We start from the raw sequence: 12,638 nt of genomic DNA, 5'->3' as shown, positions 1-12,638 counted from the left end.
AACCATGGGAACTATCGATCTCTCGTTGATCTGGGCCGCGATCATCGCCTTCGGCATCATCATGTACGTGCTGATGGACGGTTTCGACCTGGGCGTGGGCCTGCTCTTTCCGTTCGCCCCGGACGAAGAGGCGCGCGACGTGATGATGAATTCCGTAGCGCCGATTTGGGACGGCAACGAGACCTGGCTGGTGCTCGGTGGCGCGGGGTTGGTCGGCGCTTTTCCGCTGGTCTATACGATCCTGCTGCCGGCGCTCTACCTCGGCGTATTCCTGATGCTGGCGGGATTGATCTTCCGTGGCATCGCCTTCGAGTTCCGCTTCAAGGCGCGTAGCTCCAAGAAGTGGTGGAACGCCGCTTTCGCCGGCGGTTCGGCGGTCGCCACCTTCGCCCAGGGAGCGGTAGTAGGCGCCTACATCCAGGGCTTCGAGACCCAGAATCGGGTCTACACCGGTGGTGCCTTCGATTGGCTGACGCCGTTCTCGGTGCTCACCGGCCTGGGGATGCTGGCCGGTTTCGCGCTGCTCGGCGCGACCTGGGTGGCAATGAAGACCGAAGGTCACATCCAGCGCTGGGCGCGTGGCCTGGTCGTCAAGCTGCTGCTGGCGGTGCTCGCGGTATTCGTGGTGGTCAGCCTGTGGACGCCCTTCATCAACGCCGATGTCTGGGCGCGCTGGTTCAACCACCTGGAGATCATCTGGCTGCTGCCGGCGCTGGCGCTGGGCTGCGCGGCGCTGATCTGGTGGGGCGTCAAGCACGAGCGCGACATCCTGCCGTTCGTGACCACCATGGGGCTGTTCATCTTCACCTACCTGGGGCTGCTGGTGAGTCGCTGGCCGTATGTCGTGCCGCCGAATTACACCCTGTGGGACGCAGCCTCGGCTCCTGAGTCGCAGCTGTTCCTGCTGGTCGGGGTGCTGTTCGTAATCCCGATCATCCTGGGCTATACCGCCTGGTCCTACTGGGTCTTCCGCGGCAAGGTGCGGGTCGGCGAAGGTTATCATTGAGCGTACAAGCGGACATTGAACGCTCCGGCGGGCGGCGCGGCGCGCTGGACCCACAGCTCACCAACCGGCGCTGGCTTCGCGAACTGTCGGGTGGCGTCCGTGGCTGGCTGGGTCTGGCGGGTGCCGCAGGTATCCTGGCGGGGCTCTGTACGGTGGTGCAGATGGGCCTGCTGGCCTGGGCGATCGATCAACTGGTGACCAGTGCTACGGCGCCGGCGGCGCTGTGGCCGGCGTTTTCTGGCCTGGTCGGCGTGCTGGTGCTGCGAGCCGTGGCGCAATGGGTTCAGGAGCGCGCCGGCGCCGAGGCCAGCCTGCGAATCCGCGCCCGGGTGCGCGGCGAGCTGCTCGATCATCTCGCCGCGCTGGGCCCGGTACGGCTCGGCGATCGTCATTCGGCGGGGCTCGGCCAGCAACTGGTCGAGCAGGTCGAGGCGCTGGATGGTTACTTCGCGCGCTTTCTGCCACAGATGCGCCTGACGACGATCCTGCCGCCGGTGATCCTGGCGGTGGTGGCTTCGCTCGACTGGCTGGCGGCACTGCTGCTGCTACTGGCGGCGCCCTTGATTCCGCTGTTCATGGCACTGGTGGGAATGGGCGCCGAGCGTCTCAACCGCGAGCAGTTCGTCGCCGTGACCCGGCTGGCGGGGCACTTTCTCGACCGGGTGCGCGGGGTGACCACGCTGCAACTGTTCAACCGTACCGCCGACAGCATCAATGAAGTGCACGCCGCCGCCGACGATTATCGTCGGCGTAGCCTGCGCACGCTGCGCCTGGCGTTTCTGTCGTCGGCGGTGCTCGAGTTCTTCGCCTCGGTGGCGATCGCCATGGTGGCGATCTACATCGGCTTCGGTCTGCTCGGCTACATCGCATTCGGCCCCGCCGATGCGCTGACCCTGTTCAGCGGCCTGTTCGTACTGCTGTTGGCGCCGGAGTTCTTCCAGCCGCTGCGCACGCTGTCGCAGCATTATCACGATCGCGCCGCCGCGCTGGGAGCCGCCGACGGCCTGCTCGAGCTGCTCAAGGAGCCGCTACCCGAGGGCCACGACCACGGTGCAGGAACCTCTACCGAGCCGCGTGACGCCGCAGAAGGCCGCGGCGCGCATATCGCATTGCGCGGGGTAACGATCGCTCATCCCGGCCGTGGCCGGGTGCTGGGGCCGATCGATCTCGAGATTGCCCCCGGCGAGTGCGTCGCGCTGGTCGGACCGTCGGGCAGCGGCAAATCGAGCCTGCTGCAGTTGCTGGCCGGCTTCATCGATGCCGAAGACGGCGAGGTGACGATCGATCGGGCGTCGTTCGGCGGGGCGGACAGTATCGCCTGGATGGACCAGCGAGCGTGGCTCATCCAGGGCACGTTGGCCGACAACCTGCGCTTGGCCGCCCCCCAGGCCAGCGATGCCGAGCTATGGGCGGCCATCCGGCGCGCCGGGCTGGGCGAGCTGGTCGATGCCTTGCCGCTGGGCCTGGCAACGCCGCTCGGCGAGCGCGGCTACGGCTTTTCCGGCGGCCAGGGCCAGCGCCTGGCGCTGGCTCGGGTGTTTCTCTCGCGCGCACCATTGGTGCTGCTCGATGAGCCCACGGCGAGCCTCGACAGCGAGACCCAGGGGCTGGTCATCGAAGGCCTGCGCGAGCTGATGGCGAGCGGCGCCACGGTGGTCGTCGCGACCCATCAGCAGGCGCTGATGAGCATGGCCGGGCGGCGTATCGAACTGACCCACCAGGCCCGGCGACGGGAGATCGGTCATGACGCCTAGCTCTGAACCCTCGCTGCGCGACGATTTCGCCCCCTGGTTGCGGCGCCTGGGCCGGCGTCGCTGGCGATTGGGCGCCGGTGCGCTGCTGATGGCGCTGACCGTCGCTGCGGGTATCGGTCTGCTGGCGCTGTCGGGCTGGTTCATCACCGCCACGGCGGTGACCGGTGTACTGCTCGCCGCCGGGGCTGCGGCCACGCTGGACGTCTACGTACCGGGGGCTGGCATCCGTCTATTCGCGGTGACCCGCACGGTGGCGCGCTACTGCGAACGGCTCTACAACCACGACACCGTGCTGCGGGTCCTGGCCGAACTGCGCGCCGGGATGTTCTCGGTTCTCACCCGGCTCGACGGGCGAACGCTATCGCAACTGCGCGCCTCGGAGTGGCTCAATCGGCTCACCGCCGACATCGATACTCTCGATGGACTCTATCTGCGCCTGCTGGCGCCGCCGTTGGTGGCGGCATTGGCGATCGGCGGGGTCGGGGCGCTACTGGCCTGTTTCGTGCCGGGCATCGCGCTGGCAGTAATGATCCCGCTGGGCGCGCTGTGGCTATGGCTGGTGGTCGGTCAGGCGTGGCTCGGCATGGCCCCGGCGCGGCGTCGGGTGGCCAGTCAGGACCGTCTGCGCGGGCGGGTCATCGAGCAGATCCAGGGATTGTCCGAACTGCGCTGCTACGGCACGTTGGCCAGTCACCGCCAAGCGTTGATCGATGAGCAAACGACGCTTTACGCCGATCAGCGCCGGCTCGCCAGTCGCCAGGCGCTGGGCAACGCACTGGCCAATCTGGTGGTCGGCCTGTGCGTGGTACTGGCATTGTGGCTGGCGGCGCACGCCGAGGTCGCCGGGCGCATCAGCGGCGCGGTGATGGTGATGATGCCGCTGGCGGTATTGGCGCTCAACGAGGCACTGGGCGGCTTGCCCCAGGCATTCACCCAACTGGGTGCGACCCGCGCCGCGGCACGCCGCCTCAACGAGTTGGCGGGTCGACAGAGTGCCTTGCGCGAAGCCGAAGCGCCGTTCGATGCGCCGGCCGGCACGCCGGCAGTCGCGCTTGATGCGGTTAGCGTGCGCTACCCCGGCGCGCTCGCCTTGGCACTGGATGCACTGACGCTGCGCCTCGATCCCGGCGAGCGGTTGGCCGTGCTGGGCGCATCGGGCGCCGGCAAGTCGACGCTCGGTCAACTGCTGGTCCGGCAGATCGACCCTTCGGCGGGCAGGATAACGCTCAATGGTGTCGATCTACGCGACATGCCGTTGAGCGCGTTGCGCGCCCGAACCGGTTACCTGACCCAGCACAGCGAGCTGTTCCAGGCCAGCCTGGCGGACAACCTGCGCCTGGCCGACCCCGACGCGAACGAGGCGGCCCTATGGCGCGCACTCGACGTCGTCGATCTGGCCGATTGGGCGCAAGCGTTGCCCGAGGGGCTGGATACCTGGGTCGGGGAGTCGGGTCGCCAGGTCTCGGGGGGCCAGGCACGGCGCATTGCGCTGGCGCGCGTGCTGCTCAAGGAGCCCGAGCTGGTGGTCCTCGATGAGCCTTTCAGCGGCCTCGATGCCTCGACGGCGGCGCGCATCGCCGAACGTCTGGATCGCTGGCTGGAGGGGCGCAGCGTGGTATTTCTGGCGCACGCCGACGAAGGCCTTCCGGGCACTACCAAGGCCATCGAACTGATCGCCGGGCGAGCTAGCGAATGACTTTGCGCAAACGGTCAACTCGGGCAAGATAAGCAAACAACGTTTCGGGAGTTCGCTATGCGCGATTGGTTGAAATCCCTGCCCAAGGCCGAGTTGCACCTGCATATCGAGGGGTCGCTGGAGCCCGAGCTGATGTTCGAGCTGGCCGAGCGCAATGGCGTGTCGCTGGCCTACGAGTCGGTCGAGGCGGTACGCGATGCCTACGCCTTCGACGATCTTCAGTCGTTTCTCGATCTGTACTATCAAGGCATGGCGGTATTGCGCAGCGTCGACGATTTCGACGACCTGGCGATGGCCTATTTCCGCCGTGCCCACGCCGAGGGCGTGGTGCATGTCGAACTCTCCTTCGACCCTCAGGCGCACCTGCTGCGCGGAGTGAGTCTGGCGACCCAGATCGAGGGCCTGCGCCGGGCGATGCGCCGCGCCGCCCGTGAACTCGATTTGTCGACCGCGCTGATCATGAGCTTTCTACGCGACCGGCCGGCGGAGGAGGCCATGCAGGTGCTCGAGCAGGCCAATGCCTATCTCGAGCTGATCGACGCGGTGGGGCTCGACAGCGCCGAGAGCGGCAATCCGCCCGGCCAGTTCGCCGAGGTCTTCGCCCGCGCCCGCGACCTGGGCCTGGCGCGGGTCGCCCACGCCGGCGAAGAGGGCCCGGCGAGCTACATCCGCGAAGCGCTGGATAGCCTCGATGTCGGGCGCATCGATCACGGCGTGCGCTGCCTCGAAGACCCCGAACTGGTCGCGCGACTGCGCGAGGCGCAGCTCCCGCTGACCGTCTGTCCGCTGTCCAACGTGCGCCTCAAGGTGGTCGATGGGATGACCGATCACCCACTGCCGGCGCTGCTCGATGCCGGGCTCAAGCTGACCGTCAATTCCGACGATCCAGCGTATTTCGGCGGTGGCGTGCTCGACAACTATCTGGCCTGCCACGAGGCGTTCGGCTGGGACGCAACGGTGTTCAAGGCACTGGCGCGCAATGCCGTCGAAGTGGCGTACATGGACGACGCGCGGCGCCTCGACCTGCTGGCCCGCATCGACGCGCTCTAAATCGAGCGGTCACGCTCACGCTGCGACCCATGAAGCGACAGGCCCGCCAATCGGCGGGCCTGTTTCGTGATGGCACTTGACCGGCGGGTGCCTCATGCCTCGCGTTGATGCACGCAACGGCCGTTGGCCCAGGTGGCGTGCACGGCGCGGTCGTCGCCGAGAATCATCAGCGCGAAAAGCCGCTCGGCCAACGTTTCGGTGCGTGCGGTGCGTCGCGAGAGCAGCGGCGTTGCACGCGGGTCGAGGACCACCAGGTCCGCTTCGGCGCCTTCGCGCAAACGCCCGATATGCTCATCGAGATGCAGGGCGCGGGCGTTGCCCAGCGTCAGCCGGTAGAACCCCTGCCAGGCGGTGAGCGGCTGATCGAGCAACTGGCCGACCTGGTAGGCGGCCTTGAGCGTGGCGAAGCCCGAAAGGTCGGTACCGGCACCCACGTCGCTGGCCAGCGAAACCGCCAGCCCGGCCTCGCGGCAGGCGTGGCGGTCGAACAGCCCGCTGCCCAGATACAGGTTCGAGGTGGGACAGAAGGCCACGTTGGCGCCCGCCGCGGCGAGGCGACGGCGTTCGTCCATCGACAGGTGGATGCCGTGGGCGAAGGTGCTGCGCGGGCCGACCAGGCCGTGACGCTCGTAGACGTCGAGATAGTCGTGGGCCTCGGGAAACAGTTCGGCGACCCAGTCGACCTCGCCGCGATTCTCGGACAGATGGGTCTGCAGGTAGATGTCCGGCGCGTTGCGCAGCACGCCGCCGACGGCATCGAGTTGTTCGCGACTCGAGGTCGGCGCGAAGCGCGGCGTCAGCGAATAGCTCAGCCGATCCCTGCCATGCCAGTCGGCGATCAGCCGCTCGCTGTCGGCGATACCGCCCTGGGCGGTGTCGGTGAGCGCCTGTGGCGCATGACGATCCATCAGCACCTTGCCGGCGAGCATGCGCAGGCCGCGACGCCTGGCCGCTGTAAAGAAGCTGTCCACCGAGCCGGGGTGCGAGGTGCAGAACACCTGGGCGGTGGTGGTGCCGACGCGCAGCGTCTCGTCGAGGAAGGCCTCGGCGACATGCTCGGCGTGGGCGCGCTCGGCGAAGCGGCATTCCTCGGGGAAGGTATATTCGTTCAGCCAGTCGAGCAGTTGCCGGCCGTAGGAGGCCATGATGTCGAGCTGCACGTAGTGCACGTGGCTGTCGATGAAGCCCGGCATCATCAGCTTGTCGCGGTAGTCGACCGGCTCGATGTCGGCGGGCAGGCGCGGGGCGATCTCGGCATAGGCGCCGACCGCGCGGATCCGACCGTCTTCCAGCCACAGTGCGCCATCCTCGATGTGCAGCACGCTGCCGGCGGCCGGTGTGTCGCCCTCGCCGGGGTCGTCGTTGAAGCTCAGCAGGGGGCCGCGCAGGACACGGGCATTGCTCATGAAGGGTCTCCAGGGGGAGTGAAAGAATGAACGCTGACGGCGAACGTTTCGCGCAGGCGCTGCGGATCGATACCACGCCGCTCGCGCTTGACGTGCGCCGGCGCGAGCGTCATCAGTTCGGCGGTCGTGGCGAGGGCGATCTCGTAGGGGCGCTTGCCCTGCACCCCGGGGATGCCGATCGGGCAGCGCACCCGGGCCAGGGCGCCGGCGTCGTGGCCGGCCGCGACCAGCCGGCTGCGAAAGCTCGTCCACTTGCTGCGCGAGCCGATCAGGCCGATAGAGGCACAATCGCCCCGGGTAAGCAGCGCGTCGATCAGCGCGCGATCCTCGCCATGGTCATGGGTCATTACCAGGACGTGGGCATTCGCCGGTAGTACCGCAACGTCAGCCGCCGGATCAGTGCTGCGACGACATGCCAGCCGAGCTTGTGCGGCCGCCCAGTCGGGAAAGGCGGCGTCGCGGCTGTCGAACCACAGTACGCGCCAGGGCAGCGGGGCGATCAGCCGCACCAGGGCCTGGCCGACATGCCCCGCACCGAATACCGCGACCGTCATTCCGGTGCCGGCGAAGACCTCGATCAGCACATGCACGTAACCGCCGCAGCACTGTCCCGAGCGTGCGCCCAGCGCGAAGGCCTCGAGCCGAGGGCCACCGGCCGGCTCGCCGCGCAGCGCCTGGCGGGCGGCATCGATCACCTGGTATTCGAAGCTGCCGCCGCCCAGGGTGTCGTGAACGGCGTCGGCGGTGATCACCATCTTGGCGCCGGGTTCGCGCGGCGTGGAGCCAGCCGCGCCGACCACGCTGGCCAACGCATGGGGCTCGCCGGCCTGTTGCAGGCGATGCAGCGCCTCGTGCCAGCTCATGACCCCGAATCGCTCCCGGCCGGACCGCTCCCGGCCGGACCGCTCCCGGCCGGACCGCCCTCCGCACGAAGCAGCGCTTGCGCCGCCATCAGTACGCGTTCCGGGGTGGCCGGCGTGTCCAGGCGCGGCGACTGGCGGTAATCGCTCAAGCTGGACAGCGCATCGCGCAGCGCCGACCACACCGAGATGCCGAGCATGAACGGCGGCTCGCCGACCGCCTTGGAGCGGTAGATGCTGGCCTGCGAATTGGGATGGCCCTCGAGCAGCTTGACGTTGAACACCGGCGGCAGGTCGCCGTAGGTGGGGATCTTGTAGGTCGCCGGGCCGTCACTGAGCAGGCGGCCCTTGGCATCCCACTTGAGTTCCTCGCTGGTCAGCCAGCCCATCGCCTGGATGAAACCGCCCTCGACCTGGCCGATATCGATCGCCGGGTTCAACGAATCGCCGACGTCGTGAAGGATGTCGACGCGCTCGACCCGGTACTCGCCGGACAGCGTATCGAGACTGACCTCGGCGACCGCGGCGCCGTAGGCGAAGTAGTAGAAGGGCCGGCCGCTGCCGGTATCGCGGTCGTAATGGATCAAGGGCGTCGAATAGAAGCCGTTGGCCGACAGCGAGATGCGCGACAGATAGGCGGCCTGGACCAGCTCGCCCCAATCGATGCGGCGCTCGTTCTCGCCACTGCCTGCGATCAGCTCGCCGCCCTCCAGGCGCAGGCCTTCACGATCGATCTGATAATGTTCGGCGGCGAACTCGAACAGCCGCTCGCGAATCCGACTCGCCGCGTCGCGGGCGGCCATGCCGTTGAGATCGGCGCCGCTCGAGGCGGCGGTGGGCGAGGTATTGGGTACCTTGTCGGTGCGTGTGGCGGTGATCCGCACGCGTTCGATATCGAGGCCCAGCTCGCGGGCCACCACCTGGCAGATCTTGGTATGCAGGCCCTGGCCCATCTCGGTGCCGCCATGATTGATCATCACGCTGCCGTCGGTGTACACGTGCAGCAGCGCGCCGGCCTGATTGAGGTGCTTGGCGGTGAACGAGATGCCGAACTTCACCGGGGTCAGCGCCAGGCCCTTCTTGACGATCGGGCTGGCGGTGTTGTGTTCGCGGATCGACTGGCGGCGTGCCCAGTAGTCGCTGCTGACTTCGAGACGCTCGACGATCTCGCGGAGCAGCGGATGCTGGTCGACCTGCTGGCCGTAATGGGTGACGTCGCGTCCGGCGCGGTAGAAGTTGCGCTTGCGCACGGTGAGCGGGTCCTCGCCGAGATGACGGGCGATGTCGTCCATCGCCGCCTCGATGATCATCATCCCCTGCGGGCCGCCGAAACCTCGGAAGGCGGTGTTCGAGGCGGTATGGGTGCGCGCGCGATGGCCGGTGACCCGAGCTGCGCCCAGCGAGTAGGCGTTGTCGGCGTGGAACATCGCGCGATCGACGATCGCCTCGGAGAGATCCGGCGAATAGCCGCAGTCGCCGATCACGGTGATCTCGCCGCCGGCCAGCACGCCCTCATCGTCGAAGCCCAGCCGGTAGCGATTGTGGAACGGATGGCGTTTGCCGGTGGCTCGCGTGTCCTCGGCGCGCGGCAGGCGCAGCCGTGCGGCGCGGCCGGTGCGCCGGGCGATCAGCGCGGCGATGCACGCCCACGGCGAGGCCTGGGTCTCCTTGCCGCCGAAGCCGCCGCCCATGCGCCGGGTTTCCACCGTCACGGCGTGAAAGGGCACGTCGAGCACTTCGGCGACCAGCTTCTGGGTCTCGCTGGGGTGCTGATTCGAGGTGTAGACGACGACCCCTTCGTCCTCGCTGGGCGTGACCAGGCAGGCCTGGCCCTCCAGGTAGAAATGTTCCTGGCCGCCGACGAACTGCTCGCCCTCCAGGACATGCACGGCATCGCTCAACGCCTGCTGCCAGTCGCCGCGTTGCTGAACGTGAGTGGGGCGCACCACGTCGCCGCGCTCGGCGGCTTTGAGCGGGTCGAGACTGGCCGGCAATTCGTCGATCTCGACGATCGCGGCCTTGACCGCCAGCCGCGCCGCCTTGTGGCTGGTCGCGGCGACGGCGAACAGGGTCTGCCCGACATAACTGATCTCGTCGTCGACGAACAGCGGGTCGCCGGGAAATACCGGGCCGATATCGGTATGTCCGGGGACGTCGACCACGGTAATCACGTCGACCACCCCCGGGGCGCGCTTGACCGCCTCGAGATCGAGCCGGGTCAGGCGGCCGTGGGCCACCGGCGAGAAGCCCAGTGCGATATGCAGGGCATCCGCGGGAGCCGGCAGGTCGTCGATATAGGCGGCGCGCCCGGTGACATGCTTGATGGCGCTTTCGTGTCGGTGCGAGTCGGCCGCCGACGTGCTCGGCTGCGGATCGCGGGCCAACGGGCCGTCGCCCTTGTTGCGCGCGCGCTGCTCCTCGCGGGCGCGTTGCGAGGGCCGAGAAACATCAGTGAGCGTACGCATCGAGAGACACCTCCGCGGTGGTGGAATCGAGGCCCAGCCGCAGGCGTTCGAGCAGGTTGGCGGCAACCGTCAGGCGGTATTCGCTCGAGCCGCGCACATCGCTGAGCGGCTGGAAATCGTCGCGCAGCGCGGCCTTGGCGGCGGCGAATGCGGCGGCGGTCGGCGCCTGACCCTCCAGCGCCGCTTCGGCGGACGCCGCGCGGCGGGGAATCGCCGCCATACCGCCGAAGGCCAAATGCACGTCGTGCAGTAGGCCATCCTCCAGGCGCCAGGCGAACGCGGCGAGCACCGCGGAAATGTCATCCTCGCGGCGCTTGGCGATCTTCCAGACCTTGAGCTTCTGGGGCTCGCTCCGACGCGGCAGAAGGATCGCGCGCAGGAATTCGCCGTCGTTCAGTGCCGTCCGCTTGTAGTCGAGGAAGAACTCGGCGATTGGTAGCTCGCGCGGGCCTTGGGGGCCGTCGAGGACGAGCCGGGCATCGAGCGCCAGCAGTACCGGCGGGGTGTCGCCGATCGGCGAGGCGTTGGCGATGTTGCCGCCCAGCGTGGCGCGGTTACGGATCTGCATCGACGCGAAGCGATGCATGAGATGAGCGAAGGCCGGGAAATGCTCGACGAGCAACGGTTCGAGGCGCGCGTAGGTCACCGCGGCGCCGATCCACCAGCCCTCGGCGGTCTCCTCGATGCGCTGGAGTTCGGCGACTCGGCGCAGGTCGATGAGATCGTCGAGCGGTTTGAGTTGCTGGGTCGCCTCGAGCCACAGGTCGGTGGCGCCGGCGACCAGCCGCGCCTCGGGGCGTTGGCGGCGCAGGTCGCGCAGCGCATCCAGCGTGGCCGGCACCTCGTAATGCCCCGGTGCCGGCGAGCGCTGGGTCGCATCGTGGGCGAGGGCGGCCACATTGCCGGCCAGCGTCGGGTCCTCGGCCCAGCTCGGATGCGTGTCGGGATACTCATTCATGCGCAGCGCCGCATCGCGGATCGGCCGGTAGCCGGTGCAGCGGCACAGGTTGCCGCCGAGCGCCGCTTCCAGACGTTCCGGGGTCAGCGGCGCCGGGGCGCGGCGCTGGGACTCGTGGAGGGTGAACAGTGACATGACGATGCCGGGGGTGCAGAAGCCGCACTGGCTGGCGTGATAATCGACCATCGCCGCCTGAACGGGATGCAGGGCATCGCCGCGAGCCAGACCCTCGACGGTCGCCAGGTGGCAGCCGTTGAGCTGATGGGCGGGAACGATGCAGGCATTGGCGCTGTGATAGACCAGTTCGCCATTGGCGTCGGGCTCGCCGATCGCCACGGTGCAGGCACCGCAATCGCCCGAGGCGCAGCCCTCCTTGGTGCCGGTCTGCCCCAGCGGGCCGCGCAGCAGTTCGAGTAGGCTGGTGTCGGCACTGACATCGGCGCACCGCTGACGCCGGCCATTGAGATAGAAGTCGATCATCGCAATGCTCGTTGTTGTCGCTATTCGAACCGGGGATCAACCGGCAATAACTGGATTGACCGATCGGTCAGCTTTTAGCGTGGCGCATTCCCATGGCTTCTGCAAGAGACGGTGCAAGAGACATGCCGACTTTGCCAACGCGCGTTCTACGGGGCGGTGCGACGAGCGTTGAGTCGCGGGTCCAGCTAGGGCAAGCTTGCCACTCCCATGCAGGCAGAGCACTCCGATGACGACAACCTCCACGCCCGAGATCACGCCTGCCCGGCGGCGTAATCAATCGCTCATCCTCGAAGCGGCGGAGCAAGTGTTCGCGCGGCATGGCTATCGGGGGGCGAGCATCCAGGCGATCGCCGAGGCGGCCGGGCTGCCCAAATCCAACGTGCTCTACTACGCCGGTAGCAAGCGCGAATTATACGTGGCCCTGCTCGAGCGCATGATGAATCGCTGGAACGCCATGCTCGACGATATCAGCGTCGACGACGACCCCGCCGAAGTCATCGAGGCCTTCATCCGCAGCAAGATGGCGTTGACGCGCAGCCATCCGCAAGGATCGCGGCTATTCGCCGCCGAGATTCTGCAGGGCGCGCCGTTCCTGCAGGAGTACCTGCGTGGTGAATTGCGCGACTGGGTCGAATCCCGCGCGCGAGTCTTCAAGCAATGGGCGGCGCGGGGTCTGATGGATGCGGTCGATCCCGTCTGGCTGATCTTCCTGATCTGGTCGGCGACTCAGCACTACGCCGACTTCGAGGCGCAGGTGCTGGGAATTACCGACCGCACGGCATTGGCTGGCGAGGATTACCAGGCGATCACCGACTTTTTGTGCCGAGTCATCCTCAAGGGTTGCGGCATCGTTTCGCAGCGCCTATCCGAATGACGCGCGACAGCGGCCAGTTTCGCGGCGTGTCGCCGGCCCGCTCGAAGCGCAAGTTACAGCCTCGAAAATAACTGATATAAGTATTGTAC

Annotated in this window: 9 protein-coding genes; 5 read left to right on the top strand and 4 right to left on the bottom strand. The window is 67.8% G+C overall.

Features of this window, described 5'->3' with window-relative positions; genetic code table 11:
• Positions 1 to 4: 4 nt before the first annotated feature.
• Genes cydB through R6258_RS01870 form a run of 4 tightly spaced genes read left to right on the top strand, consistent with a single transcriptional unit; the run spans position 5 to position 5,506 of the window.
• A complete protein-coding gene (gene cydB / locus R6258_RS01885) occupies positions 5 to 1,006 on the top strand; it encodes a cytochrome d ubiquinol oxidase subunit II (protein ID WP_318446679.1) in 1,002 nt (333 codons plus the stop codon).
• Complete coding sequence (gene cydD, locus R6258_RS01880) at positions 1,003 to 2,760, top strand: thiol reductant ABC exporter subunit CydD (protein WP_318446677.1); 1,758 nt, start codon at positions 1,003 to 1,005, stop codon at positions 2,758 to 2,760. The genes cydB and cydD overlap by 4 nt, the downstream gene beginning before the upstream one ends.
• Positions 2,750 to 4,456: a thiol reductant ABC exporter subunit CydC gene (gene cydC / locus R6258_RS01875; RefSeq protein WP_318446675.1), complete on the top strand. Its 1,707-nt coding sequence runs from the start codon at positions 2,750 to 2,752 to the stop codon at positions 4,454 to 4,456. The genes cydD and cydC overlap by 11 nt, the downstream gene beginning before the upstream one ends.
• 57 nt (positions 4,457 to 4,513) lie before the next feature.
• Positions 4,514 to 5,506, top strand: coding sequence for an adenosine deaminase (locus R6258_RS01870; RefSeq protein WP_318446673.1), 993 nt, complete (start codon positions 4,514 to 4,516; stop codon positions 5,504 to 5,506).
• A gap of 92 nt (positions 5,507 to 5,598) precedes the next feature.
• Here the strand turns inward: R6258_RS01870 and guaD are convergent, their stop codons facing one another.
• From guaD to xdhA, 4 genes are read right to left on the bottom strand one after another with little or no spacing between them, the layout of a single operon-like run.
• The gene (guaD, locus tag R6258_RS01865) at positions 5,599 to 6,912 is read right to left on the bottom strand and encodes a guanine deaminase (RefSeq protein WP_318446672.1); all 1,314 of its coding nucleotides are present in this window, start codon (positions 6,910 to 6,912) and stop codon (positions 5,599 to 5,601) included.
• Positions 6,909 to 7,775: a xanthine dehydrogenase accessory protein XdhC gene (xdhC, locus tag R6258_RS01860; RefSeq protein ID WP_318446670.1), complete on the bottom strand. Its 867-nt coding sequence runs from the start codon at positions 7,773 to 7,775 to the stop codon at positions 6,909 to 6,911. The genes guaD and xdhC overlap by 4 nt, the downstream gene beginning before the upstream one ends.
• Positions 7,772 to 10,237 carry a xanthine dehydrogenase molybdopterin binding subunit gene (gene xdhB / locus R6258_RS01855; RefSeq protein ID WP_318446668.1) on the bottom strand — a complete coding sequence of 822 codons (2,466 nt, stop codon included), beginning with the start codon at positions 10,235 to 10,237 and terminating at the stop codon, positions 7,772 to 7,774. The genes xdhC and xdhB overlap by 4 nt, the downstream gene beginning before the upstream one ends.
• Complete coding sequence (xdhA, locus tag R6258_RS01850; protein ID WP_318446664.1) at positions 10,221 to 11,675, bottom strand: xanthine dehydrogenase small subunit; 1,455 nt, start codon at positions 11,673 to 11,675, stop codon at positions 10,221 to 10,223. Before xdhA ends, xdhB begins: the two co-directional genes overlap by 17 nt.
• 226 nt (positions 11,676 to 11,901) lie before the next feature.
• On the opposite strand from xdhA, the gene R6258_RS01845 reads away from it, so the two are divergent.
• A complete protein-coding gene (locus R6258_RS01845; RefSeq protein ID WP_318446662.1) occupies positions 11,902 to 12,549 on the top strand; it encodes a TetR/AcrR family transcriptional regulator in 648 nt (215 codons plus the stop codon).
• Positions 12,550 to 12,638 lie beyond the last annotated feature (89 nt).

Origin of the sequence: Halomonas sp. HP20-15, from assembly GCF_033446685.1 — a bacterium.
In the GTDB taxonomy this organism is placed as follows: Bacteria; Pseudomonadota; Gammaproteobacteria; order Pseudomonadales; family Halomonadaceae; genus Modicisalibacter.
The sequence above is the reverse complement of the archived record's forward strand: the minus strand, read 5'-3'. Positions and strand labels throughout refer to the sequence as shown.

Coding starts and splice junctions, on each gene's coding strand:
- cydB (WP_318446679.1), top strand. CDS start 5: ATGGGAACTATCGATCTCTCGTTGATCTGGGCCGCGATCATCGCCTTC.
- cydC (WP_318446675.1), top strand. CDS start 2,750: ATGACGCCTAGCTCTGAACCCTCGCTGCGCGACGATTTCGCCCCCTGG.
- R6258_RS01870 (WP_318446673.1), top strand. CDS start 4,514: ATGCGCGATTGGTTGAAATCCCTGCCCAAGGCCGAGTTGCACCTGCAT.
- guaD (WP_318446672.1), bottom strand. CDS start 6,912: ATGAGCAATGCCCGTGTCCTGCGCGGCCCCCTGCTGAGCTTCAACGAC.
- xdhC (WP_318446670.1), bottom strand. CDS start 7,775: ATGAGCTGGCACGAGGCGCTGCATCGCCTGCAACAGGCCGGCGAGCCC.
- xdhB (WP_318446668.1), bottom strand. CDS start 10,237: ATGCGTACGCTCACTGATGTTTCTCGGCCCTCGCAACGCGCCCGCGAG.
- xdhA (WP_318446664.1), bottom strand. CDS start 11,675: ATGATCGACTTCTATCTCAATGGCCGGCGTCAGCGGTGCGCCGATGTC.
- R6258_RS01845 (WP_318446662.1), top strand. CDS start 11,902: ATGACGACAACCTCCACGCCCGAGATCACGCCTGCCCGGCGGCGTAAT.